The sequence below is a fragment of the Burkholderia sp. Ac-20345 genome, from assembly GCF_017104825.1.
In the GTDB taxonomy this organism is placed as follows: domain Bacteria; phylum Pseudomonadota; class Gammaproteobacteria; order Burkholderiales; family Burkholderiaceae; genus Burkholderia; species Burkholderia lata_B.
Map to the genome: position 1 here is coordinate 1 of NZ_JAAGPO010000177.1, position 25,037 is coordinate 25,037.

The following is a 25,037-nucleotide window of genomic DNA, read 5'->3' on the forward strand; positions in this document are numbered from 1 at the left end:
GCCGCCTACCGGCATCTGGGGCGGGCTGTGGAGCCTGCCGCACGCGGACGGCGACGCCGCGCTCGCGGAACTCGCGCGCGGCTTCGGCGGCGGCGGCACGGTGCCGCTCGCGCCGCTCATGCACACGTTTACGCATTTCCGGCTTGAGATCGAGCCGCGGCTGAGCGACATGGCCGACGGTGGCGGCCTGTCTTCGGGCGCGCGGGATGCGGATACTGCCTGGGTGCCGCTGAGCCGGCTCGATGCGTATGGCGTGCCGGCGCCCGTGCGCAAGCTGCTCGATGCGCTGAGCGGGCCGCTGTTGTAACGAAGGGGGAGGGGCGCGCGCTCAAGAAAACGCCGGGCCGTCCCACGTTTTCCTGCCCCCCTCGGGGGGGCTGGCGCGAGGGGGCCCTTTATAACCAGCCGTGCCGGTCGAGCACGTGGTGCACGGCGTCGATGCGCGCGCCGACGTCCGGAAACTCCATCAGCTTCTGCCGCGCGCGCAGGTCGAGCGGCAGCAGTTCCGCGAGGCGATTCGACACCCAGCTCGGATCGTCGAGGCGGAACGGTTCGCCGAACGGCATCTTGCCCGGTTCGGATTTCTTCAGCGCGTCGATGATGCGCTCGAGCACTTCGGCGCACGAGCCGAACTGCGCGAGCGTCTGCTCGCCTTCGAGCGGGATGTCGTCGGGCAGCGGCTCCGCGATGCCGACCAGCAGCCCGTTGCCTTCGACGCGATACGACAGCAGCTCGAAACGCTGCGTGCCGACCGCCTGCAGGTAAAGCATGCCGAATTCGCCGGTATCGCACTCGGTGATGCGTGCCATGCAGCCGATGGTCTCGGGCACCGACACGGCGCCGTCCTGCGCGACCTCGGGCCCGCTCTTCAGCAGGCACACGCCGAACGGCGCGTCGTCGCGCAGGCACGAGCGGGACATGTCGAGGTAGCGTGCCTCGAACACCTTGAGCGGGAGCAGCCCCCCCGGAAACAGCACCGTGTGCAGCGGAAACAGCGGCAGGTCGATCAGGGTGGTCGATAGGGAGGACATGGCGCGCGGGCGTTGGGGCGTGCGTCGCTAGGGTCGGTTGACCTCGGAGACGAGCCGCGACGACGCGTCGACATCCACTGGCGCGTCACGATGCCGCACGATCACGTTCGCGTCGTGCGCAAGGCGCGCGGCGAGCGTTTCCGCGATGAACACCGAACGATGCTGCCCGCCCGTGCAGCCGATGGCGACGGTCAGGTAGCTGCGGTTGTCATCGCGGAAGTGCGGCAGCCATTTCAACAGGAACGCATGGATGTCGTCGATCATCTGGTGGACGATCGGCAGTGCGTCGAGAAAGGCGATGACCGGTTGGTCGAGCCCGGTGAGCGGGCGCAACTCGTGGTCGTAGTACGGATTCGGCAGCGCGCGCACGTCGAACATCAGGTCGGCGTCGAGCGGCACACCGCGCTTGAAGCCGAACGATTCGAACATCACCATCAGGTCGTTGTTCTTCTGCTCGATGAAGCGCTTGACCCACGTACGCAGCGCGTTCGCGCGCAGCGTGCTCGTGTCGATCTGGTGGCCGAATTCGGCGAGCGGCGCGACGAGATGGCGTTCGCGCTCGATCGCTTCCTCGAGCGACGACAGCAGGCCGACGTCCGCATCGTGCGACAGCGAGCCCGACAGCGGATGGCGGCGGCGCGTTTCGGAGAAGCGCTGGATCAGTGCCTGGGTGCTTGCATTGAGGAACAGCACGCGCACGTCGTGCTCGCGCGACAGATCGCGGATCAGGCCGGGCATCTCGTCGAGCGACGCGCTCGAGCGCGCGTCGATCGCGACCGCGAGCCGGTGCTGGCCCTCTCCGGCGAGGTAGAGGGCGAGTTCGGGGAGCACGTGCGGCGGCAGGTTGTCGACGCAGTAATAGCCTGCGTCTTCGAGCGCGTTCAGCGCGACGGACTTGCCTGAGCCGGAGATGCCGGTGATGAGGACGATGCGCATGGGAAGCAGTGAATCCTGACGTTTCATCATAGCACCGGCCAGACGCGTCGGCGTTGCGTGGCCGGCGCGTGCGGGTTACACCAGTTTGCCGGGGAACTGACTGTCGGGATCTTGCATCGCGAGTCGTTGCCGATCCATGAAATCGCGCAACGTGTCGATTCCGCGCAACTGCAGGATCGTGTTCCGGACGGCCGCCTCGACGAGCACCGCGAGGTTGCGGCCGGCCGCGACCTGGATCGTGACCTTGCTGATCGGCAAGCCGAGCACGTCGACGGTCTGGCTTTCGAGCGGCAGGCGCTGGAATTCGCCGTCGGGGCGCCGCACGAGCTGGACGATCAGCTTCAGCTTCATTTTCCGCCGCACGGCGGTTTCGCCGAAGATCGTCTTGATGTCGAGCAGGCCGAGGCCGCGCACTTCGAGCAGGTTCTGCAGCAGCGGCGGGCAGCGCCCTTCGACGAAATCGGGGCCAAGTCGGACGAAATCGACCGCGTCGTCGGCGACGAGGCCGTGGCCGCGGCTGATCAGCTCGAGGCCGAGTTCGCTCTTGCCGAGGCCCGAATCGCCGGTCAGCAGCACGCCCATCCCGAGGATGTCGATGAACACGCCGTGCAGCGTCGCGCGCGGCGCGAGGATGCGCGACATGTAGAGCCGCAGGCTGTCGATCACCGCGGCGGCCGACATCGGCGTCGTGAACAGCGGGGTCGACGAGCGCGTGCAGCGCAGCACGAGTTCGGGCGGCGCCGCGGCGCCGCCGGCGACGACGAGGAACGGCGGTTCGAGCGCGATCAGCTCGGCCATGTGGCGCGAGCGGTCTTCGTCGGTCTGCCGCTGGTAGTAGTCGATTTCGGCTTCGCCGAGCACCTGGATCCGGTTCGGGTGGATCAGGTTCAGGTGGCCGACGAGGTCGGCGCTCGAGGTTGCATTGCCGACGGTGTCGGCCGAAAAGCCGCGCTCCCAGCCTTCATGCCCCGTCAGCCAGCTCAGTTTCAGCGTGGCCGCGTTGTCGTCGAAGATGCTCTGGGCGTTGATGCTGGACGTATCCATGACTCTCGTCACTCCAATGGGCCGGTGCGTGCGCGCGGCGACGGGCGTCGCCATGCCGGGCCGGCGCCGGGCGGCCCTGAACGGCGGCGTGTGCCGCCGCGTACGGGAAAATATTCCGCCCGGATCAACTCAAGGTTGCCACTGAGTGAGCAGGCGATGCAACTCGGCGATATCCGTTTCGTTGTGCAGACGCTCGCGTGCGTCGCGATCGGACAGCAGTTGCGCGATTTCCGACAGGATCTCGAGGTGCTGCTGGGTGGCTTGCTCGGGCACGAGCAGGAAAATCAGGAGGCCGACCGGCTGGCCGTCGGGGGCTTCGAACGGGATCGCATCGGCGAGCCGGACGAACGCGGCGAGCGGGTGCTTGAGACCCTTGATGCGCCCGTGCGGAATCGCGACGCCTTCGCCGAGCCCGGTCGAGCCGAGGCGCTCGCGCGCGAACAGGTTGTCCGTGACGGTGCTGCGGGCGATGCCGTTCTGATTCTCGAACATCAGCCCGGCTTGTTCGAACACGCGTTTCTTGCTGGTGACTGAGAGGTCGATGACGACGTTCTCTATGGGCAGGATTTTGGCTAGGCGATTCATGTTGGCAGGCGATTGGGCGGCCTGGGGTCTCCTTGCGGCGGCAGACTGATTATCCATGTTCGGCGATATCAAGGCATTCGGCATCGGCAACCTGCAAGGCAGCTACCGCATCCCGCGCCCCCCGGCGATAACCGGAACATTATAGAGCACAGCCGCGTGCGTGGCGCAGCGCGGACGGACCGGTTGCACCACTGCGCGGAGTCGCAAAAAAAACGCCCGGCGAACCGGGCGACGTGTGTGTTGCGGTGAAGGTTACTGCGGCGGCAGTTCGATCTGGTCGATCGACGGTTGAAGCTTGATCGGGTCGTGCGCATGCGTTTGCAGGCGCTCCATGTGCTTGACGACCTGGCGGTCCAGCTTGTCGATCAGCAGGTCGATCGCTGCGTACAGGTTGCCGTTCGCGCTTTCGACGAAGATGTCCTTGCCCTTCAGGTGCAGATTGATTTCCGCGCGCTGCTGCTTGTCCTTTTCCTTGTGGTTGTCGACCGAGAGGATCACAGTGCCATCGATCACCTGATCGCTATGCCGTAGCACCCGGTCCAGCTTGGTGATCACGTATTCGCGAATTGCAGGCGTGACTTCGAGATGATGTCCACTGATCTTCAGGTTCATAGTGCTTCTCCAAGCGAGTGACCACGCGGCCGCATCGAGGCGGCGCTCCGGTCGACTTGCCCGTGCCGCACGAGGCGGTGTATCGCGGACAGGTCGCCCGGCCTGTTCCCCGTATGCGCGGTGGCCGGAACACGCCTGCCGCCGGGCAGGCAGCAGGCTTAAAGAGACTTGCGCAGATTCACTGCCGGGATCTTGAGGGCTTCGCGATACTTCGCAACCGTGCGGCGCGCGACCACGAATCCTTGTTCTGCCAGCAGCTCGGCAATGCGGCTGTCCGAAAGTGGCGATTTAGGGTCTTCAGCTCCTATCAGTTGCTTGATGAGGGCTCGGATGGCTGTCGACGAAGCGGCGCCACCGGTGTCGGTCGAAACGTGAGATCCGAAGAAGTACTTAAATTCAAGCGTCCCGAACGGGGTCAGCATGTACTTCCCGGTTGTCACACGGCTGACAGTCGACTCGTGTAGGCCCAGCGTATCAGCTATTTCCCGCAAAACCAAGGGGCGCATGGCAATTTCACCGTGCGCAAAGAAGTTCTTTTGACGCTCGACAATCGCCTGCGCGACACGCAGGATCGTGTCGAATCGCTGCTGGATGTTCTTGATCAGCCAGCGTGCTTCCTGGAGCTGCTGTTTGAGCGAACCGGCCGACGGATCGCCGCGGCTGTTGCGCAGGATGTTCGCGTAGAGGTTGTTGATCCGCAGGCGCGGCACGACCTCCGGATTGAGCTCCGCGAGCCATCCCTGGCCGGCCTTCTTCACGATGATGTCGGGCACGACGTAGTCGGCCTCGGCCTTGCCGTATGCGGCGCCGGGGAACGGCTCCAGCGAGCGGATCAGCGTGTGCGCGTCGCGCAGCGCGTCGTCGCTCGCCTTCAGATGCTTGCGAAGCCGCGTGAAGTCGCGTGCGGCGAGCAGTTCGAGATGCTGCGACACGATCTCGAGCGCGAGCGTGCGTGTCGGGGACGGATCGAGGCGCAGCAGCTGCAGCTTCAGGCACTCGGATGCCGAACGGGCACCGACCCCGGCCGGGTCGAAGCTGTGCAGCAGCGCGAGCGCCGCGTTCAGTTCGTCGCAGTCGATCTCCAGCTCGGACGGCAGGTCGGCGAGCACTTCGTCGAGCGTGGCGGTCAGGTAGCCGTCGTCGTCGAGCGATTCGATCAGGAACATCACGAGCGCACGATCGCGCGGGCCGGCCTGCGTGACGCGCAACTGCGCGGACAGGTGGTCGCGCAGCGACGTCGCCGCTTCCTGCACCTGCAGCGGCGGGAGGTCGTCGTCATCGGACGCGCCGCTCGAGCGGCCGAATTCGTCGAGGTTCCACTGCGGGCCGTCGTTGCCGTCGCCGGACGCGTAGCTGTCGTATTCATCCGCGCCGGCCGGCTCGTCGCGCTCGGCGCGATCGCTCGACGAACTGCCGCTGTTCATCGAAGCCGGCTCGGTGTTCTGTGCGGGAGGCGTCTGCGCGATCAACGATCCGTCCGCTGCGACACGCAGCGGGCTCGCGATCCATTCGTCGTCATTCTCGAGCAGCGGGTTCTGCGCGACGGCCATCGCGACTTCCTGCTGCAATTCGAGCGTCGACAACTGCAGGAGCCGGATCGACTGCTGTAGCTGGGGCGTCAGCGCCAGATGTTGCGACAGGCGGAGTTGAAGGCTGGCTTTCATGGCGAGGAGGGAGTCATACCGGCAGTTTGCCACGACCCAGGCGCGTTGAGCCATCCGCGATTACGCGCGGCGCGCCGCCCGGCCGCGGGCATGGCCGCGAAGCAGGGCGCGGCCCCGCGCGGCGGCGCCGGGCGGGGTGCAGCCAGCCACGAGGGAGAGTTACATCCGGAAGTGTTCGCCGAGGTACACGCGGCGCACGCTCTCGTTTTCGATGATTTCGCTCGGCGCACCGGCGGCGAGCACCGAGCCGTCGCTGATGATGTAAGCGTGGTCGCAGATGCCGAGCGTTTCGCGGACGTTGTGATCGGTAATCAGCACGCCGATGTTGCGCTGCTTCAGGAACTTGACGATCTTCTGGATCTCGAGCACCGCGATCGGGTCGACGCCGGCGAACGGTTCGTCGAGCAGGATGAAGTTCGGGTTGGTTGCCAGCGCGCGCGCGATTTCGACCCGGCGCCGCTCGCCGCCCGACAGCGACAGCGCGGGGTTCTCGCGCAGGTGGCCGATCTGCAGCTCGTCGAGCAGCGCTTCGGCGCGCGACGAAATCGCGTCCTTCGACAGCCGCTTGCCGTCTTCGCCATACTGCAGCTCGAGCACCGCGCGGATGTTCTCCTCGACGGTCAGCTTGCGGAACACGGACGCTTCCTGCGGCAGGTACGACAGGCCGAGCGAGGCGCGCTTGTGGATCGGCAGCAGGCTGATCGAGCTGCCGTTCAGCGAGATCTCGCCCGCGTCGAGCGGCACGAGGCCGACGATCATGTAGAACGACGTGGTCTTGCCGGCGCCGTTCGGGCCGAGCAGGCCGACGACTTCGCCGCTCTTCACGTCGAGCGATACGTCCTTGACGACCGTGCGCGAGCCGTAGCGCTTCTTCAGGTTGCGGACGACGAGCGAGCTCGTGGTGCCGGCCGGCTGGCGGTTCGGTAACGCGTTCATTGGCCCGGCGCCCCCTGGATCGTGGTCGACGGCGACAGCTTTGCCGGCGCGCCGTTCAGCGGCGCGGGGCCGCCGTTCTTCGGCGACAGCATCGCGCGCACGCGGCCGTTCGGGTTGCCCGGCGCGGCGACGTCCTTGCCGCCCTTCGCGGTATAGAAGTCGCGCTGGCCGTCGTACGTGATCACGCTGCCGTGCACGGTATCGGCGACGGTCGACGAGCCCTGCAGGCGGCGCACGGTCGCGGCGGTGGTCAGCGTGGTCAGGTCCTGCTTGCCGTCGTAGTCGATGCGCTCGGCGTCGCCGTCGATGTACTCGTCGAGGCCTTCGCGCTTCTGGCGGAACGTTGCGTGCTTCTTGCCGCTGCCGAACGAGGTCGCGTACTGATAGCCTTCCGGGTCCTGGCGCACTTCGACGCGATCACCCTTGATGATGATCGTGCCCTTCGTGATCACGACGTTGCCGGTTGCGACCGTGACCTGCTTCAGGTCGTCATAGGTCAGGTTGTCGGCCTCGACGTTGATCGGCTTGCTCTGGTCGGCCTTCTCGGCATGGGCGAGCGGCGCCAGCCCGACCAGCGGGAGCGCCACGAGCGTCGCGGCAAGCGCGGCGCGGACGGCGCGCGCAGCGCCGCCGGAAATCAGTCGAGGGAACGGTTCGTTCATGCAGTCACGTGAGGGATGCGTCACTTGGGTTGACCTTTCGAGCCGCCGGACGTGTCCGCCGCGGCGATCGTGCCGCGCACGTTGCCGTAAAGCTCGATGACCCGGGTGACGTTGTTGTACTTCATGCCGTCGGTCGCGTTGACGAGCGACAGGCCGCGCTGAAGTTTAACCGGCTTTTCGGTCTGGATCACATCGTCATTGACGAAGATCCGGAAATGCTGGGAATCGGCCTGCATCTGCGGATCGCCGCCGCCGGCCGCGCGCAGGATGCGTGCGTCGTCGTACAAGTCGACGATCGACACGTCGCCGTTGACGGTGCCGCGCTTCGAGGTGGTCGTCACGACCGGCTTGCCGGGCTGGAATGCGCGCATGGCCGGATCGGTCAGGTCGCTGTTTTCAGTGTCTTCGTAATGGATCAGCTTCGCGGCCGTCAGCCGGTACTGGGTCGAGCCGGACTGGTCGAGTTCGGTGACCGAGAAGTTGTCCGCGAAATAGTCGGGCGTATGGCGCTTCGGCTGCACGGTGCCCTCGCCGGGCGGCGGCAGCGTGGCCTGCAGCAGCCACCAGGTGATGCCCGCGAGCGCGGCGACCGCGGCGAGCGGCAGCAGCTGGGTCCAGCGGAAATGCGTGTTCATCCGTCAGGCTCCGCAGGCGGCCGCGAGCAGCGCGTCGTAGCGGCGCTGGGCGCGCAGGATCGCGTCGCAGACTTCGCGGACGGCGCCGTGGCCGCCGCGGGCCTCGGCCACCCAGTGCGCGCGGGCGATCACCTCGGGGTGCGCATTCGCGGGGGCGGTCGCGAAGCCGCAGCGCAGCATCACGGGCAGGTCGGGCCAGTCGTCGCCCATGTAACCGCACTGGTCGGCGGTGAGGCCGAGCGATGCGATCAGGTCGGCGAACACGGTGAGCTTGTTCTCGACGCCCTGGAACAGGTGCGCGATCTTCATTTCCTTCGCGCGCGCCGCGACGATCTCCGAGCGGCGGCCCGTGATGATCGCGGTTGCGATGCCGGCCTCGCCGAGCAGCTTCACGCCGTGGCCGTCGAGCGAATTGAACGACTTCATCGCGTCGCCGGCTGCCGTAAACAGCAGGCCGCCGTCGGTCAGCACACCGTCGACGTCGAAAATCATCAGCTTCACGCGGCTCGCGCGTTCGGCCGCAGTCAGCGCTGCGCTCATCAGATCACCTTCTTCGAAAACAGGTCGTGCATGTTCAGCGCGCCGATCAGCACGCCGTTCGCATCGACCACCAGCATCTGGTTGATCCGGTGGCGCTCCATCAGTTCCACGGCCTCGACCGCCAGATGATCCGGCGCGACCGTGCGCGGGTCGCGCGTCATCACGTCGGTGATGGGCAGCGTGCGGAAGTCGCCGTCACGCGCGAGCACGCGGCGCAGGTCGCCATCGGTGAAGATGCCGGCGACCTTGCCGCCGGCGTCGACCACGGCGGTCATGCCGAGGCGCTTCGCGGTGATCTGGAACAGGGCGTCCGACAGCGTCGCGTCGAGCCCGACGGACGGGACGTCGTCGCCCGAGCGCATCACGTCGCGCACGTAGGTGAGCAGGCGCCGGCCGAGTGCGCCGCCCGGGTGCGAGCGCGCGAAATCTTCCGAGCCGAAGCCGCGCGCGTCGAGCACGGCAACGGCGAGCGCGTCGCCGAGCGCGAGCGCGGCAGTCGTGCTCGCGGTGGGCGCGAGGTTCATCGGGCAGGCCTCTTTCGAGACCGCGGCGTTCAGGTTCACGTCGGCGAGCGTGCCGAGGCTCGATTCCGCGCGGCCCGTGATCGCGATCAGCTTCGCGCCGATCCGCTTCACGAGCGGCAGGATCGCGACGAGTTCTTCCGATTCGCCTGAATAGGAGATGCCGATGAAGACGTCGTCCGAGGTGACCATCCCGAGGTCGCCGTGGCTGGCCTCGGCAGGGTGGACGAAGAAGGCCGGCGTGCCGGTGCTGGCCAGCGTGGCCGCGATCTTGCGGGCGATATGCCCCGATTTGCCGATACCGGACACCACCACGCGGCCGCGGCAGCCGAGCAGCAGCGCAACGGCCTGGACGAAGCCGCCGTTGAGCTGGTCGCGCAGCGCGCGCACGGCGTCCGCCTCGATGTCGAGCACGTCGCGGGCGAGCGCGAGCGCCCGGTCATCATTGATTTTCGCTATCATGCGCGGAGTATAGCAAAGGCGTTTGTTCGCCGCGCCGGGCCTTCAGACTCGTCCGAAGTCGCCTGTCCACCGCCACCACCCGCGCCCGCATTGCCGTGGCCCCGACGAACGAGGACGCTTCGCCTGTGATTTCCCCGCTCGAAATGACCCTGCTGCTGCTGCTGGCTTCAGTGGTGGGCGTCGTCGTATTCCGCTCGTTGAACCTGCCGCCGATGCTCGGCTACCTGACCGTCGGCATCCTGGTCGGCCCGCACGCGTTCGGCATCGCGGCGGATCTCGAACGGGCCGAGCATCTCGCGGAATTCGGCGTGGTGTTCCTGATGTTTTCGATCGGCCTCGAGTTCTCGCTGGCGAAGCTGAGGTCGATGCAGCGGCTCGTGTTCGGGCTCGGGCTGCTGCAGGTCGTCGCGACGCTCGTACTGGCGCTCGTGCTGGGTGCACTGTTCGAGCACTGGGTGCACATCACGTGGCAGGGCAGCATTGCGCTCGGCGGCGCGCTCGCGATGTCGTCGACGGCGATCGTGTCGAAGATGCTCGCCGAGCGGCTCGAGATCGAGACCGAGCACGGGCGCAACATCTTCGGCGTGCTGCTGTTCCAGGATCTCGCGGTGGTGCCGCTGCTGATCGTGATCGCCGCGTTCGGCGCCGAGTCGTCGAAGGACCTCGCGATCACACTCGGCTTCGCGGCCGTCAAGATCGTGATCGCGCTCGCGCTGCTGCTGATCGTCGGCCAGCGCTTCATGACGCGCTGGCTGAACGTCGTCGCGCGGCGCCGTTCGCAGGAACTGTTCGTGCTGAACCTGCTGCTCGTCACGCTCGGCGCCGCGTTCATCACCGACCGCTTCGGCCTGTCGCTTGCGCTCGGCGCGTTCATCGCGGGGATGCTGATCTCCGAGACGCCGTTCCGCCATCAGGTGGAGGAGGACATCAAGCCGTTCCGCGACGTGCTGCTCGGCCTGTTCTTCGTGACGACGGGGATGCTGCTCGATCCGCGCGTGATCTGGGAGCACCCGTTCCTCGTGCTCGGTTTCTTCGTCGGCCAGATCCTGTTCAAGGGAACGATGATCGCCGGGCTCGCGCGGCTGTTCGGCGCGACACCGGGCGTCGCGATGCGCACCGGTATCGGGCTCGCGCAGGCCGGCGAATTCGGCTTCGTGCTGCTGAACCTGATCCTCGACCGGCATCTCGTCGATTCGACGCTGCTGCAGGCAATCCTCGCGTCGATGCTGCTGTCGATGCTCGCCGCGCCGTTCCTGATCCAGAACGCCGACCGGATCGTGATGCGGCTGTCGTCGACCGAATGGATGCAGCAGTCGCTGCAGATGACGCGGATCGCGACGCAAAGCCTGAAGCAGCGCGGCCACGTGATCATCTGCGGCTACGGCCGCGCGGGCCAGAACCTGGCGCGGATGCTCGAACAGGAAGGCATTTCGTACGTGGCGCTCGACCTCGACCCCGATCGCGTGAGCGCGGCCGCGACGGCCGGTGAATCGGTCGTGTTCGGCGACGCGGCGCGCCGCGAATCGCTGCTCGCGGCCGGTATCCACCGCGCGGCGGCCGTGGCGATCACCTATGCGAACACGCCGTCCGCGCTGCGCGTGCTGCATCACGTGCACGAACTCGAGCCGACGCTGCCCGCGATCGTGCGCACCGTCGACGATGCCGATCTCGAGAAGCTGCTCGCGGCCGGCGCGACCGAGGTGATCCCGGAGATCGTCGAGGGCAGCCTGATGCTCGCGTCGCACACGCTGGTGCTGGTCGGCGTGCCGATGCGCAAGGTCGTGCGGCGTGTCGAGGAAATGCGCGACGAACGCTACAGCCTGCTGCGCGGCTATTTCCGCGGTGCGGACGACGCGGACGACGACGACCACGAGCAGGTGCGGCTACAATCGGTGCCGGTCGATGCGCGCGCGGACGCGGTCGGGCGTTCGCTGGAAGAACTGGGGCTGTATGCACTCGGGCTCGAAGTCACGGCGATCCGCCGGCACGGCATCCGCGGCGTCGAACCCGATCCGCAGACCAAGCTGCGCGCGAGCGACATCGTCGTGCTGCGCGGGCTGCCCGAGGCGCTCGCGCTCGCGGAGGAGCGGCTGTCGCGCCATCGGCGCGATCCGCCGGCCGCGGCCGCTTGAGCCGCGCTTGGTTTCATAACCTGACCCGTATTTATTCGAAACGGTGCCCGATCTTCGCGCACCGTTTTTTTCGGAGAGTTTCATGCCGCATTCGTCGTCGGGCGCACCGCTCGATCCGGTCGCCTTCATCCACAGCCAGATCCGCACGGTGCCCGACTGGCCGCAGCCGGGCGTGATGTTCCGCGACATTACGACGCTGCTGCAGAGCCCGAAGGCGCTGCGCATCCTCGTCGACCTGTTCGTCGAGCGCTACGTCGATGCGAAGCTCGACTACGTCGCGGGCCTCGACGCGCGCGGCTTCATCATCGCGCCGATCGTCGCGTACGAGCTGAGCGTCGGCTTCGTGCCGATCCGCAAGGTCGGCAAGCTGCCGTACAAGACGCGCTCGGAATCGTACGACCTCGAATACGGCAGCGCGACGGTCGAGATCCATGAAGATGCGTGCCGCCCCGGCGACCGCGTGATCATCATGGACGACCTGATCGCGACCGGCGGCACGATGATGGCGGGGCGCAACCTGCTGCAGCGGCTCGGCGCGGAAGTGGTCGAAGGCGCGGCGATCATCGACCTGCCCGATCTCGGCGGCTCGGCGCTGCTGCGCAACGCGGGACTGCCCGTCTATACCGTTACCGAATTCTCCGGCCACTGAACGCCGGCCTGCCTGAATCCACCTGAATTCACATTAGCAGCGAGGTCACGATGCCCAACTTCATGTTGTTTCTCGCCACGTCGATCGCGATCACGTTCGCGCCGGGTCCCGACAACCTGCAGGTGCTCGCACGCGGCATCTCGCAAGGCCGCGCGGCCGGCTTCGTCGCCGCGCTCGGCTTCACGGCCGGGATCCTGTTCCACACGACGCTCGCGGCGCTCGGCGTCGCGGCCGTGCTGCGTTCGTCGCCGGTCGCGTTCGAGATCCTGAAGCTCGCGGGCGCCGCGTACCTCGTGTGGATCGGCATCAAGGCGCTGCGCAGCCAGGGTCTCGCGAATGCGCATGAGCGTCCGCCGCAGCCGCTCGGCACGATCTTCCGGCAGAGCGTGATCGGCAACCTGATGAACCCGAAGGTCACGCTGTTCTTCGTCGTGTTCCTGCCGCAGTTCGTCGATCCGCACGGCGGGCAGAGCGTGACGCTGCAGATGTTCGAACTCGGCGCGCTGTTCATGCTGCAGACGGCCGTGGTGTTCTCGCTGTTCGGCGTCGGCGCGGGGATGATCGGCGCGTGGCTGAAGCGCCGCCCGAAGGCCGGCGTGTGGCTCGACCGGATCGCCGGCGCGACGTTCATCGCGCTCGGCATCCGCGTCGCGCTGAAGGACTGATCGCGATGTCGTTTCCGTGCATCGCTGACGCGCGCCGCTTCGATCCGGCCGCGCACCTGCGTTTCGAGATCGCCGGCCAGGCGGTCGGCTGGGTGCGCCGCCAGGACGTCGCGATGCTCGCCCGCTGGCCCGACGTGTTCGCGCTGACCGGTGAGCGCGTCGTGCTGTCGGCGCGCTACGACTCGGTCGACACACGCAGCATGGCGCTGGCGAGCGCGATCGGCGCGCTCGCGGCCGAAGGCGCGATTCCCGGCTGGCGCGACGAGATCTACGCGATCCGCAACCGCTTCGACGATCCGCCGCTCGCGTACATCGAGCGCGCCGCGTCGCGCTTCTTCGGCACGCAGACTTACGCGGTGCATCTGAACGGCATCGTAGAATATGCGGTTGCGCCGGGCGAGCCGTCCGCCGCGGTCGTCCCGCAGATGTGGCTCGGCCGCCGCAGCGAGACCAAGGCTACCGACCCGGGCATGCTCGACAACGTCGTCGCGGGCGGGATCGGCTGGGGCCTGGGCGTTCACGAGACGCTCGCGAAGGAATGCTGGGAAGAAGCCGGCATTCCGGCCGAACTGGCCGCGCGCGCGATCGCGGGCCGTGCGGTGCAGGTGCTGTGCTCGCTGCCGGAAGGCACGCAGTCCGAACTGATCTTCGTGTACGACCTGCCGCTGCCGCGCGATTTCGCGCCGCGCAACCAGGACGGCGAAGTGGCCGAGCACCTGCTGGCCGGCGTGCCCGAGGTGATCGGCTGGCTGCGCGCCGGCCGCGCGACGATGGATGCGAGCCTCGCGACGCTCGACACGCTGCTGCGCCACCGCTGGATCTCCGCGGCCGACGCGGCGGGCATCGACGCACTGTTCGCACCGGCCGCATGACGCGTGCCGCGCATGCAGCCTGGCGGCGCGAACGGGCAATTTGACGAATACGGAAACGAAGGGAGTAGCGGTCATGCCGACCGATCACAGCTTTATCTTGAAACTGTCGTGCCCCGACCGGCACGGCATCGTCCATGCGGTCTCGGGCTTCCTGTTCGAGCGCAGCAACAACATCCTCGATTCGGCGCAGTTCGGCGACAGCCGCACCAGCGAATTCTTCATGCGCGTGCACTTCGAGCAGGACGGCGGCGGCGCGGATGCCGCGACGGCGCTCGACACGCTGCGCAAGGAATTCGCGCCGCTCGCCGAGCAGTTCTCGATGCGCTGGGAAATGCACGACGCGGCCGTGAAGCCGCGCGTCGTGATCATGGTGTCGAAGATCGGCCATTGCCTGAACGACCTGCTGTTCCGTTATCGCACCGGCCAACTGCCGATCGAGATCCCGGCGATCGTGTCGAACCACAAGGAGTTCTACCAGCTCGCCGCGAGCTACAACATCCCGTTCCATCACTTCCCGCTGATCGGCGGCTCGTCCGATGCCGCGAAGGCCGCGCAGGAAGCGCGTGTGCTGGAAGTGATCGACGAGCACCAGGCCGATCTCGTCGTGCTCGCGCGCTACATGCAGATCCTGTCGCCGAACCTGTGCAAGCAGCTCGCCGGCCGCGCGATCAACATCCACCATTCGTTCCTGCCGAGCTTCAAGGGCGCGAAGCCGTACTACCAGGCGTTCGACCGCGGCGTGAAGCTGATCGGCGCGACCGCGCACTACGTGACGACCGATCTCGACGAAGGCCCGATCATCGAGCAGGAAGTCGAGCGCGTCGACCACAGCATGACGCCCGACCAGCTGACCGCGATCGGCCGCGACGTCGAATGCGTGACGCTTGCGCGCGCGGTGAAGTGGCACGTCGAGCACCGGATCGTGCTGAACGGGACGAAGACGGTCGTGTTCCGCTGATTCGTCGGGCGCCGGACAGCCGGCCCCGGATCGCCGGCCGCCGGATGGCCGGCCGCCGGATGGCTGGCCCCCACAAGCAAAAACGCCGCGCCCTTCATGGGGCGCGGCGTTTTTTTATCGCTTCCGACGTGCGGGCTGCTTCAGATCAGCCGCAGCAGGTACAGCTCGCGCTTCAGGTACGCATAGAAGATCGGCGCGGCGATCACGCCCGGCAGCCCGAACGCGGCTTCCATGATCAGCATCGCGAGCAGCAGCTCCCACGCGCGCGACTCGATCTGGCCGCCGATGATCTTCGCGTTCAGGAAGTATTCGAGCTTGTGGATGATCACGAGGAACGCGAGCGAAGCGATCGCGGTGCCCATGCTGACCGACAGCGACACGGCGACGATCAGCGTGTTCGAGATCAGGTTGCCGATCACGGGCAGCAGGCCGACGATGAACGTGACGAGCACGAGCGTTTTCGACAGCGGCAGCCGCTGGTGGAAGATCGGCAGGGCGACGAGCAGGTAGATGCCCGTGAACACCGCGTTGATCGCCGAGATCTTGATCTGCGCGAACACGATCCGGCGGAACGCGTCGGCGAAGCGCGACACGCGCGTGACGAGCGCAGTGGACAGCGGCCGGCGCACCTTGCCGTGCTCGACGCCGATCGCGATCATCGCGCCGATGATCATCCCGAACAGCACGTGGCCGAAGCCGCGCGCGACGCTCTTGCCGCTTTGCTGGAGCTGGTCCATGTGCGAGTGCATCAGCACGGCGGCCTTGGTCTTCATCTGCTCGACGTCGACGGGCAGCAGGTTCGCGATCCAGGCCGGCGTGCGTGCGCGGGTCTGTTCGACGATCTGCATCAGCTGGTCGAGCAGGCTTTGCAGGTTCGGCACCGTGCGCTCGAAGTGTTCGATGATGCCGATCGTCAGGCCCGTCAGCGCGCCGACGATCGCGATCGCCAGCAGCACGACGGCGACCCAGCGCGCGCGCATGCTCGTGGTGTGGCGTTCGATCACGGGGGCGATCGTGTGGATCAGCTGGTAGACGAGCAGGCCGGCCAGCAGCCCGCCGAGCAGCTTGAGCTCGATCACGAGCCACATCGCTAGGATCGCGAACACATAGCTGCCGATCTCGAGCGCCGACAGCTTCGGCAGGCTGAAGTCACTCGTCAGCCGCACGCTGCGCAGGTGCGGTTCGCGATTCTGCGCATCGCGAGACGAGTCTGGTTGCTTCTCCATCGTGGATTCCTGTCGTTCGTGTGTCATGCCGCGGAATGCGCTGCAGAGCCGTGTTCGCCCGGCGCCGCACCGGATTGGTGCGTACGGCGAACCTTACGACCGTAAAGTATAGCCGCCATTATGGTCCGCAACGGGGCCGTTTGGCGCATGGTGTAAACGCAGAGGGGAAAACGAGAGGAGGCAGGTTGCGCGGTGCGCAGCGGCGCGCGCGGCCGGGCGGCCGCGCGCGGGAGGAGGGGGCGGGAAGCGTCAGCCGGCCGCGACCTTGCGGGCCGTGCGCTTGAGCAGCGGCGCGAGGTACTTGCCGGTAAAGCTCGCCTTCGTCTTCGCGACCTGCTCGGGCGTGCCCTGCGCGATGATCTGGCCGCCGCCGGCACCGCCTTCGGGGCCAAGGTCGATCACCCAGTCGGCCGTCTTGATCACGTCGAGGTTGTGCTCGATGATCACGACCGTGTTGCCCTGGTCGCGCAGCCGGTGGATCACTTCCAGCAGCAGTGCGATGTCGTGGAAGTGCAGGCCGGTGGTCGGCTCGTCGAGGATGTACAGCGTGCGGCCGGTGTCGCGCTTCGAGAGTTCGAGCGACAGCTTCACGCGCTGCGCCTCGCCGCCCGACAGCGTCGTGGCCGACTGGCCGAGGCGGATGTAGCCGAGGCCGACGTCGAGCAGCGTCTTCAGCTTGCGTGCGATGACCGGCACCGCGCTGAAGAACTGGTACGCGTGCTCGACGGTCATGTCGAGCACTTCGCTGATGTTCTTGCCCTTGTACTGCACTTCGAGCGTTTCGCGGTTGTAGCGCTTGCCGTGGCACACGTCGCACGGCACGTAAACGTCCGGCAGGAAGTGCATCTCGACCTTCAGCACGCCGTCGCCCTGGCACGATTCGCAGCGGCCGCCTTTCACGTTGAACGAGAAGCGGCCCGGATCGTAGCCGCGCTCCTTCGACGTCGGCACGCCCGAGAACAGCTCGCGGATCGGCGTGAACAGGCCCGTGTAGGTGGCCGGGTTCGAGCGCGGCGTGCGGCCGATTGGCGACTGGTCGACGTTGATCACCTTGTCGAAATGCTCGAGGCCCTCGATCGCCTCGTGCGGCGCCGGCTCGGCCGACGAGCCGTACAGGTGGCGCGCGACCGCGTGATACAGCGTGTCGTTGATCAGCGTCGACTTGCCGGAGCCCGACACGCCGGTGATGCAGGTCAGGAGGCCGACCGGCAGCTCGAGATCGACGTGCTTCAGGTTGTTGCCGTGCGCGTCGACGATGCGCAGCATCCGCTCGGGGTCGGGAGCCAGCCGCTCGTCCGGGTACTCGATCGTGCGCTTGCCGAGCAGGTACTGGCCGGTGAGCGATTGCGGGTTCGACTGCACCTGCTTCGGCGTGCCTTCGGCCACGATCACGCCGCCGTGCTCGCCGGCGCCCGGGCCCATGTCGACGACGTAGTCGGCCGTGCGGATCATGTCCTCGTCGTGCTCGACGACGATCACCGAGTTGCCGAGGTCGCGCAGGTGCTTGAGGGTCGAGATCAGGCGGTCGTTGTCGCGCTGGTGCAGGCCGATCGACGGCTCGTCGAGCACGTACATCACGCCCGTGAGGCCCGAGCCGATCTGCGACGCGAGCCGGATGCGCTGCGCCTCGCCGCCCGACAAGGTTTCGGCGCTGCGCTCGAGCGACAGGTAGTCGAGGCCGACGTTGTTCAGGAAGGTGAGGCGCGCGACGATTTCCTTGATCACCTTGTCGGCGATCTCGCCCTTCGCGCCTTCGAGCGTCAGGCCGTCGAAATAGCCGAGCGCGTCGCGCAGCGGCCAGCCGCTGATTTCATAGATGCCGCGCGCGTAGTCGCCGGTGCCGACCCGCACGTGGCGCGCTTCGCGGCGCAGGCGCGTGCCGTCGCACGACGGGCACGGCTGGTTGTTCTGGTACTTCGACAGTTCTTCGCGCACCGCGACCGAATCGGTCTCGCGGTAGCGGCGCTCGAGGTTCGGGATGATCCCTTCGAACACGTGCTCGCGGATCGTCGTGCGGCCGCGCTCGTTGATGTACGAGAACGGGATCGTCTGCTTGCCCGAGCCGAACAGCAGCACCTTCCGGATCTTTTCCGGCAGGTCCTCGAATGCGGCGTCGATATCGAATTCGTAGAACGCCGCGAGACTCTGCAGCATCTGGAAGTAGAACTGGTTGCGGCGGTCCCAGCCTTTCACGGCGCCGGCGGCGAGCGACAGCGACGGGTGCGCGACGACCCGCTTCGGGTCGAAGAACGTGATCTGGCCGAGGCCGTCGCATTCCGGGCACGCGCCCATCGGGTTGTTGAACGAGAACAGGCGCGGCTCGAGCTCCTGCAGCGAGTACGAGCAGATCGGGCACGCGAACTTCGAGCTGAACAGGTGCTCGCGGTCGGTATCCATCTCGAGCGCGATCGCGCGGCCGTCGGCGAGGCGCAGCGCCGTCTCGAACGACTCGGCGAGGCGCTGTTTCATGTCCGGGCGCACCTTCAGGCGGTCGACGACGACGTCGATCGTGTGCTTGTCGTTCTTCTTGAGCTTCGGCAGCGACTCGACCTCGTAGATCTTCGCGACGCCTTCATTCGCGGTGCCGCCGCCGGAGCACACGCGAAAGCGCACGAAACCCTGCGCCTGCATGTCCTCGAACAGCTCGGCGTGCTCACCCTTGCGGTTCGCGACGACGGGCGCGAGGATCATCAGCTTGGTTTCTTCGGGCAGCGCGAGCGCCGCGTCGACCATCTGCGACACGCTCTGCGCTTCCAGCGGGATGTCGTGGTCGGGGCAGTACGGCGTGCCGACCCGTGCGAACAAAAGTCGCAGGTAGTCGTGGATTTCCGTGACCGTGCCGACGGTCGAACGCGGGTTGTGGGACGTCGCCTTCTGCTCGATCGAGATCGCCGGCGACAGGCCTTCGATCAGGTCGACGTCGGGTTTCTCCATCAGCTGCAGGAACTGGCGGGCATACGCGGAGAGGCTCTCGACGTAGCGGCGCTGGCCCTCGGCATAAAGGGTATCGAACGCGAGCGACGATTTCCCCGACCCGGACAGCCCGGTAATCACGACCAGCTTGTGGCGCGGCAGGTCGAGATTGACGTTTTTCAGGTTGTGGGTACGCGCCCCACGGATACGGATCTGTTCCATGAACCTGGCGAAAATGGAGGGAACCAAACCTGCTACTATAACGGCTTTTCGAGGCCGTCGTTTGGGGCCCCCAGCCTTAGCAGCAGGTGGCAGCAAGGCGGCGCCTGCGCCGGGAAAGCGGCCGCGCCGCGCGGTTCCGGGTGTCCTGCGGGCTGCCTGAATCCTGCCCCGACGTGTCGCCCGCCAAGCCTCCCGGGCCGCTGGTCCTGATCTTCCGCCGCCCGGTGTCGGGCGGACATTCCGATCATTCGAAATTCATTCCCGATGTCCAATCCGTCTGCCACGTCTTCCCGCATGACCGCGCCCGAATTGCGCGCGACCACGTCGCTCGCGGCGATCTTCGCGCTGCGCATGCTCGGCCTGTTCATGATCATGCCGGTGTTCTCGGTCTACGCGAAAACCATCCCGGGCGGCGACAACGTGCTGCTCGTCGGCATCGCGCTCGGGGCCTACGGCGTCACGCAATCGCTGTTCTACATCTTCTACGGCTGGGCGTCCGACAAGTTCGGCCGCAAGCCGGTGATCGCCACGGGCCTCGTGATATTCGCGATCGGCAGCTTCGTCGCCGCGTCCGCGCACGACATCACGTGGATCATCGTCGGCCGCGTGATCCAGGGGATGGGCGCGGTGTCGTCCGCGGTGCTCGCGTTCATCGCCGACCTGACCTCCGAGCAGAACCGCACGAAGGCGATGGCGATGGTCGGCGGCTCGATCGGCGTGTCGTTCGCGGTCGCGATCGTCGGCGCGCCGATCGTGTTCCACTGGGTCGGGATGAGCGGGCTGTTCGCGATCGTCGGCGTGCTGTCGATCCTCGCGATCGGCGTCGTGGTGTGGATCGTGCCCGATGCGGCGAAGCCCGTTCACGTGCCCGCGCCGTTCGCCGAGGTGCTGCACAACGTCGAGCTGCTGCGCCTGAACTTCGGCGTGCTGGTGCTGCATGCGACGCAGACGGCACTGTTCCTCGTCGTGCCGCGCCTGCTCGTCGACGGCGGCTTGCCGGTCGCCGCGCACTGGAAGGTCTACCTGCCGGTGATGGGGCTCGCTTTCGTGATGATGGTCCCGGCGATCATCGTCGCGGAAAAACGGGGCAAGATGAAGCCGGTGCTGCTCGGCGGCATCCTGGCTATCCTGATCGGCCAATTGCTGCTGGGCAGCGCGCCGCATACCATCCTGATTGTGGCGGCGGTGCTGTTCGTCTATTTCCTCGGGTTCAACATCCTGGAAGCGTCGCAGCCGTCGCTCGTGTCGAAGCTCGCGCCGGGTTCGCGCAAGGGCGCGGCCACGGGCGTCTACAACACCACGCAGTCGATCGGGCTCGCGCTCGGCGGCATCGTGGGCGGCTGGCTGCTGAAGCACGGGGGCGCCAACACGGTGTTCTACACGTGTTCTGGGCTCGTGGCCGCGTGGCTTATAATCGCGGCCAGCATGAAAGCGCCGCCGCGCAAGGCCTGAACTCAATTTTGGCAGGTACCGGCGGCGTTCGCCGGCTTGCCCGGCGGGCCGCCCCGACAGCATGAGCGGGCGGCCCGGCATCGAATTTACTGGAGAAACACATGGCATCCGTCAACAAGGTCATCCTCGTCGGCAATCTCGGCGCCGATCCTGAAGTCCGTTACCTGCCGAGCGGCGACGCGGTTGCGAACATCCGTCTCGCGACGACCGACCGCTACAAGGACAAGGCAAGCGGCGATTTCAAGGAAATGACCGAGTGGCATCGCGTCGCGTTCTTCGGCCGTCTGGCGGAAATCGTCAGCGAATACCTGAAGAAGGGTTCGTCGGTCTATATCGAAGGCCGCATCCGCACGCGCAAGTGGCAGGGCCAGGACGGCCAGGATCGTTACTCGACCGAAATCGTCGCCGACCAGATGCAGATGCTCGGCGGCCGCGGCGGTGTGGGCGGCGGCGGTGGCGGTGATGAAGGCGGTTACGGCGGCGGCTACGGTGGTGGTGGTGGCGGCGGCGGTCGCGGCGAGCAGATGGAACGCGGCGGTGGCGGCGGCGGTCGTGCCGGCGGCGCAGCGCGTGGCGGTGCAGGCGGCGGCGCGCAAAGCCGTCCGAGCGCACCGGCAGGCGGCGGCTTCGACGAGATGGACGACGATATCCCGTTCTGATCGGCAAGTCGGCATCCAGCATCACGATGGGCCCGAATGTCCGAGTCAAGCCAGCTGCTTGGCCCGGGTCTTCGGGCCTTCTTTCGTTTACGTCGATGTTCCTTGCGCGCCAGGCAAAACGTGGCTGACGAACTTCCCGACCTCATCGCTCCGCATCTCGACGTGCTGTTCTGCGGGATCAACCCGGGCCTGACCGCGGCCGCGACCGGGCATCACTTCGCGGGGAGAAGCAACCGCTTCTGGCGCGTGATCCATCTCGCGGGCTTCACGCCGGCGGAAATTTCGCCGCAGGACGATCACGCGATTCTTCAATATGGCTGCGGCCTGACGGCGGTGGTGAAGCGGCCGACCGCGAGCGCCGATCAGCTTTCGCGCACGGAATTCATCGCCGCGGCCGCGGCGTTCGACCAGAAGCTGGCGCATTACGCGCCGCGCTTCGTCGCTTTTCTCGGCAAGGCCGCGTACTCGGCGCTTTCCGGGCAGCGAGAAATCGAATGGGGATTGCAACCTGGACGCATGCAGGGCGCGAGCGTCTGGGTGCTGCCCAATCCCAGCGGGAGAAACCTCGCGTTCAGTCTCGACGAACTGGTCGACGCATACCGTCAGCTTCGTCTGCAGGTGACGGCCGTTTCCGGTCGTCAACCGGAGGGGCACGATGCGGCGCGGTGAACCCGCGCCCCGGTGGCCGGGCGTCGTGCTGCCGCGCGCATTCTTCGACCGCGTCGCCACCGACGTCGCGCCGCAACTGCTCAACAAGATTCTCGCGGCCGCGGAGGGCCGGGCCGGGCGGATCGTCGAAGTGGAAGCCTATGCCGGCGCGATCGATCCGGCCGCGCATACCTATCGCGGCAAGACGCCGCGCAACGCGACGATGTTCGGGCCGCCGGGGCACCTGTATGTCTATTTCACCTATGGCATGCACTGGTGCTGCAACTGCGTGTGCGGCCCGGATGGCACGGGAACGGGTGTGCTGATTCGTGCGCTCGAGCCGCTGCTGGGGCTCGAACACATGCGTGCGGCACGGCCGCCGCAGACGCGCGATCGTGACCTGTGCCGGGGGCCGGCACGGCTGACCCAGGCGATGGGAATCGGCGGCGCGCAGGATGGTGTCGACCTGATCGGCGCGCACGAAGGGTTCGCGATCGTCGACGACGGCATCGCACCGCCCGCCGGTCTGGTGGGCGGGCCACGCATCGGCATTCGTGTCGGCACGGATCTGCCGTGGCGGTGGAGCGTGCCGGGCAACCGGTATGTATCGGGGCCACAGTCGCGCACCTGATGCGTGCGGTACACAATCGCAAGCAATTCGACCAGCGTCACGCGACCGCCATTATTGACCGGCTAAGCTTGTCTTTTCGACGTTTCGATCGAGGAGACACAATGCGGCGGGTCGTATTCAACCAGAAGGGCGGCGTGGGCAAATCGACGATCGTCTGCAACCTGGCGGCGATCAGCGCGAGCGAAGGGCTGCGCACGCTCGTCATCGACCTCGATGCGCAGGCGAACTCGACGCGCTACCTGCTCGGCGACGCCGCGGCCGACGCGCAGCCGGGCGTCGCCGATTTCTTCGAAACCGCGCTGACTTTCAATTTCCGTCCGGTCGACGTCGCGTCGTTCATCCATCCGACCCCGTTCGAAGGGCTCGACGTGATGCCCGCGCATCCGGATCTCGACACGCTGCACGGCAAGCTCGAATCGCGCTACAAGATCTACAAGCTGCGCGACGCGCTGAACGAGCTCGACACCTACGACGCCGTGTACATCGACACACCGCCCGCGCTGAATTTCTATACGCGCTCGGCGCTGATTGCGGTCGAGCGCTGCCTCATCCCGTTCGACTGCGCCGATTTCTCGCGCCGTGCGCTGTACACGCTGCTCGAGAACGTGAAGGAAATCCAGCAGGACCACAACGCGGCGCTCGAGGTGGAAGGGATCGTGATCAACCAGTTCCAGCCGCGGGCGAGCCTGCCGCAGCGGCTGGTCGATGAACTCGTCGAAGAAGGGTTGCCGGTGCTCGTGTCGAAGCTGTCGGCGTCGGTGAAGATCCGCGAGTCGCATCAGCAGTCCAAGCCGGTGATCCATCTGGAACCCGGGCACAAGCTCACGCAGGAGTTCCTCGCGCTGCATCGCGAACTGGCCGGCTGATTTCGCGCCTGCCTGACGAACCCGCGGCCGCATCATGCGGCCGTTTTTTTTATTGCGACCCGCAATTCATCCGATCATTGATTCCGTCATTAATAATCCCGAAAACGATTTCATAATAAATCCAGAAAAAACGATTACATAAGCGACCGCTCCATTTTCAATACGTCCCGGTTTTCTAATAAACGGAATAATGAATTGGTAAATGTTGCGCGACGTCATGATCCGCTATCCTGTAAAAAGGTAAAAATTCATTGCGGGACAGAGTGATACTCAGTCTCATCTGCGATGTCGGCACATCAAGGGTTCCAGCGGTTGCCTCGGACCAAAATAAGGGTTTACACTTAGCATTAATGCCATTTAATTGACAATTAATCGATCTAGAATGGGTTCCTTCAACTTCCCGTGCTCAAATAAGTGACGGGTTGTCAATAAGGAAGTCTGCTGTCGATCCGACTTCCAATTTTCTTCACGTCGTCTCTCGCATTGCTAACAGGAGCGTGCCCGATGTCCGTATTTGCCCCCGAAAAACTCAACGCCGAATATCAATCCGGTATCGCCGCGTGGTTTGCGATCGCTCGCCCGGCGATCCAAGGTTTCGAGGCTGTCGTCGAACTCAACCTGCAAGCGGCCCGGACGGCGCTCGAGGAATACGAGGACAAGCTGAAGAACGCGTTCAACAGCAGCAATCCGGCCGTGGGCTTCGCGCAGCAGGTCGCCGCGCCGCAGGAAGCGGCCGGCAAGGCCGTGTCGTACGGCCGCCATCTGTTCGACATCGCGGTGTCGACGCAGTCCGAATGGGCGAAGGTCGCGCAAGCGCAATATGAACAGAACGACAAGCGCCTGAAGGACGTGCTCGGCGAACTGTCGAAGCATGCACCGGCCGGCTCGGCACCGGTGGTGGCTGCGCTGAACTCGGCGCTGTCGGCTGCGACCGCCGCGGCTGACTCCGTGCGCGCAGCGACGGGCCAGGCGATCGAAGCCGCACAGAGCGGTTTCGATGCGGTCAGCGAAACGGCAACGCGTGGCGCGAAGCAAACGGCTGCCGCCGCACGCAAGGACGCAGCGGCCGCACGCGAATCGGCTGCGTAATCGCGTAGGCATGCAAGCACGTGTCGCGCACGGGCGCGACACGATTGATCGGCGCCGGATGGCGCCGGACGCCGCGTGTGCCGCGCGGTGTCCGGCAAATGTCCGGTTGCCGCAAGACGCCGGTGAACCGGCGAGCCGTACCGGTGTGCCGCCCGTTCGAACGGGTGCCGCGCGCCGTATGGCGGCGTGCGACCGCTCTCGCGCCTGACGGCCCGAGATGCGCGATCGCCAGCCGAGGCCGGCTCGCGCCGGCGTCAGAACGACGAACTGATTTCGATGCAGGAACTGGAAATGACGGATGTAGTGATCGTATCGGCCGCGCGGACCGCGGTCGGCAAATTCGGCGGTTCGCTTGCGAAGATTGCGGCGCCCGAGCTGGGCGCGACGGTGATCCGCGCGGTGCTGGAGCGTGCGGGCGTGAAGCCCG

The 25,037-nt window shown here is 66.3% G+C and carries 26 protein-coding genes and 1 pseudogene; 13 read left to right on the forward strand and 14 right to left on the reverse strand.

Annotated features, from left to right (window positions below):
* A partial coding sequence (locus G3O06_RS37100; RefSeq protein WP_205819119.1) for an NUDIX domain-containing protein occupies positions 1–307 on the forward strand: 307 nt, incomplete at its 5' end.
* 88 nt (positions 308–395) lie between these two features.
* Here G3O06_RS37100 and G3O06_RS37105 read toward each other — a convergent pair.
* The 11 genes from G3O06_RS37105 to kdsD all read right to left on the reverse strand — a co-directional run bounded on the left by G3O06_RS37105 (position 396) and on the right by kdsD (position 9,628).
* Positions 396–1,031, reverse strand: coding sequence for an LON peptidase substrate-binding domain-containing protein (locus tag G3O06_RS37105; RefSeq protein WP_205819120.1), 636 nt, complete (start codon positions 1,029–1,031; stop codon positions 396–398).
* Between the two features lie 27 nt (positions 1,032–1,058).
* Positions 1,059–1,967 (reverse strand): RNase adapter RapZ, encoded by a 909-nt coding sequence (gene rapZ / locus G3O06_RS37110; protein ID WP_174916166.1) that lies wholly within the window; start codon positions 1,965–1,967, stop codon positions 1,059–1,061.
* Between the two features lie 75 nt (positions 1,968–2,042).
* Positions 2,043–3,011, reverse strand: coding sequence for an HPr(Ser) kinase/phosphatase (hprK, locus tag G3O06_RS37115; RefSeq protein WP_011353227.1), 969 nt, complete (start codon positions 3,009–3,011; stop codon positions 2,043–2,045).
* 129 nt (positions 3,012–3,140) lie between these two features.
* Positions 3,141–3,680, reverse strand: coding sequence for a PTS sugar transporter subunit IIA (locus G3O06_RS37120; RefSeq protein ID WP_011353226.1), 540 nt, complete (start codon positions 3,678–3,680; stop codon positions 3,141–3,143).
* Positions 3,681–3,848: 168 nt separating this feature from the next.
* Positions 3,849–4,208: a ribosome-associated translation inhibitor RaiA gene (raiA, locus tag G3O06_RS37125; RefSeq protein ID WP_006477786.1), complete on the reverse strand. Its 360-nt coding sequence runs from the start codon at positions 4,206–4,208 to the stop codon at positions 3,849–3,851.
* A 158-nt stretch (positions 4,209–4,366) separates the two neighbouring features.
* Complete coding sequence (locus G3O06_RS37130) at positions 4,367–5,872, reverse strand: RNA polymerase factor sigma-54 (protein WP_205819121.1); 1,506 nt, start codon at positions 5,870–5,872, stop codon at positions 4,367–4,369.
* A gap of 159 nt (positions 5,873–6,031) precedes the next feature.
* Positions 6,032–6,808 (reverse strand): LPS export ABC transporter ATP-binding protein, encoded by a 777-nt coding sequence (gene lptB, locus G3O06_RS37135; RefSeq protein ID WP_174916163.1) that lies wholly within the window; start codon positions 6,806–6,808, stop codon positions 6,032–6,034.
* The gene (lptA, locus tag G3O06_RS37140; protein ID WP_174916162.1) at positions 6,805–7,470 is read right to left on the reverse strand and encodes a lipopolysaccharide transport periplasmic protein LptA; all 666 of its coding nucleotides are present in this window, start codon (positions 7,468–7,470) and stop codon (positions 6,805–6,807) included. The genes lptB and lptA overlap by 4 nt, the downstream gene beginning before the upstream one ends.
* A 20-nt stretch (positions 7,471–7,490) precedes the next feature.
* Positions 7,491–8,105 carry an LPS export ABC transporter periplasmic protein LptC gene (gene lptC / locus G3O06_RS37145; RefSeq protein WP_174971613.1) on the reverse strand — a complete coding sequence of 205 codons (615 nt, stop codon included), beginning with the start codon at positions 8,103–8,105 and terminating at the stop codon, positions 7,491–7,493.
* Between the two features lie 3 nt (positions 8,106–8,108).
* Complete coding sequence (locus G3O06_RS37150; RefSeq protein ID WP_069248885.1) at positions 8,109–8,645, reverse strand: HAD family hydrolase; 537 nt, start codon at positions 8,643–8,645, stop codon at positions 8,109–8,111.
* Entirely contained in the window at positions 8,645–9,628 is a 984-nt protein-coding gene (gene kdsD, locus G3O06_RS37155) for an arabinose 5-phosphate isomerase KdsD (protein ID WP_174916160.1), read from the reverse strand. The genes G3O06_RS37150 and kdsD overlap by 1 nt, the downstream gene beginning before the upstream one ends.
* Before the next feature lie 125 nt (positions 9,629–9,753).
* On the opposite strand from kdsD, the gene G3O06_RS37160 reads away from it, so the two are divergent.
* The 5 genes from G3O06_RS37160 (at position 9,754) to purU (ending at position 14,904) form a co-directional block, all read left to right on the forward strand.
* The gene (locus G3O06_RS37160; protein WP_174916159.1) at positions 9,754–11,760 is read left to right on the forward strand and encodes a monovalent cation:proton antiporter family protein; all 2,007 of its coding nucleotides are present in this window, start codon (positions 9,754–9,756) and stop codon (positions 11,758–11,760) included.
* An 82-nt stretch (positions 11,761–11,842) separates the two neighbouring features.
* Complete coding sequence (locus G3O06_RS37165) at positions 11,843–12,409, forward strand: adenine phosphoribosyltransferase (RefSeq protein WP_124619465.1); 567 nt, start codon at positions 11,843–11,845, stop codon at positions 12,407–12,409.
* A 50-nt stretch (positions 12,410–12,459) separates the two neighbouring features.
* Complete coding sequence (locus tag G3O06_RS37170; RefSeq protein ID WP_174916158.1) at positions 12,460–13,074, forward strand: LysE family translocator; 615 nt, start codon at positions 12,460–12,462, stop codon at positions 13,072–13,074.
* 5 nt (positions 13,075–13,079) lie between these two features.
* Positions 13,080–13,946 carry a DUF4743 domain-containing protein gene (locus G3O06_RS37175; RefSeq protein ID WP_205819122.1) on the forward strand — a complete coding sequence of 289 codons (867 nt, stop codon included), beginning with the start codon at positions 13,080–13,082 and terminating at the stop codon, positions 13,944–13,946.
* A 73-nt stretch (positions 13,947–14,019) separates the two neighbouring features.
* Positions 14,020–14,904, forward strand: a complete 885-nt coding sequence (gene purU / locus G3O06_RS37180) for a formyltetrahydrofolate deformylase (RefSeq protein WP_089426344.1) — start codon at positions 14,020–14,022, stop codon at positions 14,902–14,904.
* A 140-nt stretch (positions 14,905–15,044) separates the two neighbouring features.
* On the opposite strand, the gene G3O06_RS37185 is transcribed toward purU, so the two are convergent.
* Entirely contained in the window at positions 15,045–16,130 is a 1,086-nt protein-coding gene (locus tag G3O06_RS37185; protein WP_174916156.1) for an AI-2E family transporter, read from the reverse strand.
* Between the two features lie 249 nt (positions 16,131–16,379).
* Positions 16,380–19,265, reverse strand: a complete 2,886-nt coding sequence (gene uvrA / locus G3O06_RS37190) for an excinuclease ABC subunit UvrA (RefSeq protein WP_174997295.1) — start codon at positions 19,263–19,265, stop codon at positions 16,380–16,382.
* A gap of 264 nt (positions 19,266–19,529) precedes the next feature.
* Here uvrA and G3O06_RS37195 point away from each other — a divergent pair, with 264 nt between their 5' ends.
* The 5 genes from G3O06_RS37195 to G3O06_RS37215 all read left to right on the forward strand — a co-directional run bounded on the left by G3O06_RS37195 (position 19,530) and on the right by G3O06_RS37215 (position 23,521).
* Positions 19,530–20,717: an MFS transporter gene (locus G3O06_RS37195; RefSeq protein WP_174916154.1), complete on the forward strand. Its 1,188-nt coding sequence runs from the start codon at positions 19,530–19,532 to the stop codon at positions 20,715–20,717.
* Between the two features lie 101 nt (positions 20,718–20,818).
* Positions 20,819–21,376: a single-stranded DNA-binding protein gene (locus G3O06_RS37200; RefSeq protein ID WP_205819123.1), complete on the forward strand. Its 558-nt coding sequence runs from the start codon at positions 20,819–20,821 to the stop codon at positions 21,374–21,376.
* Between the two features lie 120 nt (positions 21,377–21,496).
* Positions 21,497–22,045: a G/U mismatch-specific DNA glycosylase gene (gene mug / locus G3O06_RS37205; RefSeq protein WP_205819124.1), complete on the forward strand. Its 549-nt coding sequence runs from the start codon at positions 21,497–21,499 to the stop codon at positions 22,043–22,045.
* The gene (locus G3O06_RS37210; protein WP_205819125.1) at positions 22,032–22,655 is read left to right on the forward strand and encodes a DNA-3-methyladenine glycosylase; all 624 of its coding nucleotides are present in this window, start codon (positions 22,032–22,034) and stop codon (positions 22,653–22,655) included. Before mug ends, G3O06_RS37210 begins: the two co-directional genes overlap by 14 nt.
* A gap of 101 nt (positions 22,656–22,756) precedes the next feature.
* The gene (locus tag G3O06_RS37215; protein ID WP_205819126.1) at positions 22,757–23,521 is read left to right on the forward strand and encodes a ParA family protein; all 765 of its coding nucleotides are present in this window, start codon (positions 22,757–22,759) and stop codon (positions 23,519–23,521) included.
* A 66-nt stretch (positions 23,522–23,587) separates the two neighbouring features.
* Here G3O06_RS37215 and G3O06_RS37220 read toward each other — a convergent pair whose 3' ends face one another.
* Positions 23,588–23,740, reverse strand: a complete 153-nt coding sequence (locus G3O06_RS37220; RefSeq protein WP_174916150.1) for a hypothetical protein — start codon at positions 23,738–23,740, stop codon at positions 23,588–23,590.
* Positions 23,741–24,025: 285 nt separating this feature from the next.
* Between G3O06_RS37220 and phaP the strand changes: the two genes are divergently transcribed.
* Both phaP and G3O06_RS37230 read left to right on the forward strand, forming a co-directional pair.
* Complete coding sequence (gene phaP, locus G3O06_RS37225; RefSeq protein ID WP_124496675.1) at positions 24,026–24,610, forward strand: TIGR01841 family phasin; 585 nt, start codon at positions 24,026–24,028, stop codon at positions 24,608–24,610.
* Positions 24,611–24,901: 291 nt separating this feature from the next.
* Positions 24,902–25,037 (forward strand): annotated as a pseudogene (locus G3O06_RS37230) (acetyl-CoA C-acetyltransferase); the annotation flags it as partial.

Coding starts and splice junctions, on each gene's coding strand:
- G3O06_RS37105 (WP_205819120.1), bottom strand. CDS start 1,031: ATGTCCTCCCTATCGACCACCCTGATCGACCTGCCGCTGTTTCCGCTG.
- rapZ (WP_174916166.1), bottom strand. CDS start 1,967: ATGCGCATCGTCCTCATCACCGGCATCTCCGGCTCAGGCAAGTCCGTC.
- hprK (WP_011353227.1), bottom strand. CDS start 3,011: ATGGATACGTCCAGCATCAACGCCCAGAGCATCTTCGACGACAACGCG.
- G3O06_RS37120 (WP_011353226.1), bottom strand. CDS start 3,680: ATGCCGAATGCCTTGATATCGCCGAACATGGATAATCAGTCTGCCGCC.
- raiA (WP_006477786.1), bottom strand. CDS start 4,208: ATGAACCTGAAGATCAGTGGACATCATCTCGAAGTCACGCCTGCAATT.
- G3O06_RS37130 (WP_205819121.1), bottom strand. CDS start 5,872: ATGAAAGCCAGCCTTCAACTCCGCCTGTCGCAACATCTGGCGCTGACG.
- lptB (WP_174916163.1), bottom strand. CDS start 6,808: ATGAACGCGTTACCGAACCGCCAGCCGGCCGGCACCACGAGCTCGCTC.
- lptA (WP_174916162.1), bottom strand. CDS start 7,470: ATGAACGAACCGTTCCCTCGACTGATTTCCGGCGGCGCTGCGCGCGCC.
- lptC (WP_174971613.1), bottom strand. CDS start 8,105: ATGAACACGCATTTCCGCTGGACCCAGCTGCTGCCGCTCGCCGCGGTC.
- G3O06_RS37150 (WP_069248885.1), bottom strand. CDS start 8,645: ATGAGCGCAGCGCTGACTGCGGCCGAACGCGCGAGCCGCGTGAAGCTG.
- kdsD (WP_174916160.1), bottom strand. CDS start 9,628: ATGATAGCGAAAATCAATGATGACCGGGCGCTCGCGCTCGCCCGCGAC.
- G3O06_RS37165 (WP_124619465.1), top strand. CDS start 11,843: ATGCCGCATTCGTCGTCGGGCGCACCGCTCGATCCGGTCGCCTTCATC.
- G3O06_RS37170 (WP_174916158.1), top strand. CDS start 12,460: ATGCCCAACTTCATGTTGTTTCTCGCCACGTCGATCGCGATCACGTTC.
- G3O06_RS37175 (WP_205819122.1), top strand. CDS start 13,080: ATGTCGTTTCCGTGCATCGCTGACGCGCGCCGCTTCGATCCGGCCGCG.
- purU (WP_089426344.1), top strand. CDS start 14,020: ATGCCGACCGATCACAGCTTTATCTTGAAACTGTCGTGCCCCGACCGG.
- G3O06_RS37185 (WP_174916156.1), bottom strand. CDS start 16,130: ATGGAGAAGCAACCAGACTCGTCTCGCGATGCGCAGAATCGCGAACCG.
- uvrA (WP_174997295.1), bottom strand. CDS start 19,265: ATGGAACAGATCCGTATCCGTGGGGCGCGTACCCACAACCTGAAAAAC.
- G3O06_RS37195 (WP_174916154.1), top strand. CDS start 19,530: ATGTCCAATCCGTCTGCCACGTCTTCCCGCATGACCGCGCCCGAATTG.
- G3O06_RS37200 (WP_205819123.1), top strand. CDS start 20,819: ATGGCATCCGTCAACAAGGTCATCCTCGTCGGCAATCTCGGCGCCGAT.
- G3O06_RS37210 (WP_205819125.1), top strand. CDS start 22,032: ATGCGGCGCGGTGAACCCGCGCCCCGGTGGCCGGGCGTCGTGCTGCCG.
- G3O06_RS37215 (WP_205819126.1), top strand. CDS start 22,757: ATGCGGCGGGTCGTATTCAACCAGAAGGGCGGCGTGGGCAAATCGACG.
- G3O06_RS37220 (WP_174916150.1), bottom strand. CDS start 23,740: ATGACGTCGCGCAACATTTACCAATTCATTATTCCGTTTATTAGAAAA.
- phaP (WP_124496675.1), top strand. CDS start 24,026: ATGTCCGTATTTGCCCCCGAAAAACTCAACGCCGAATATCAATCCGGT.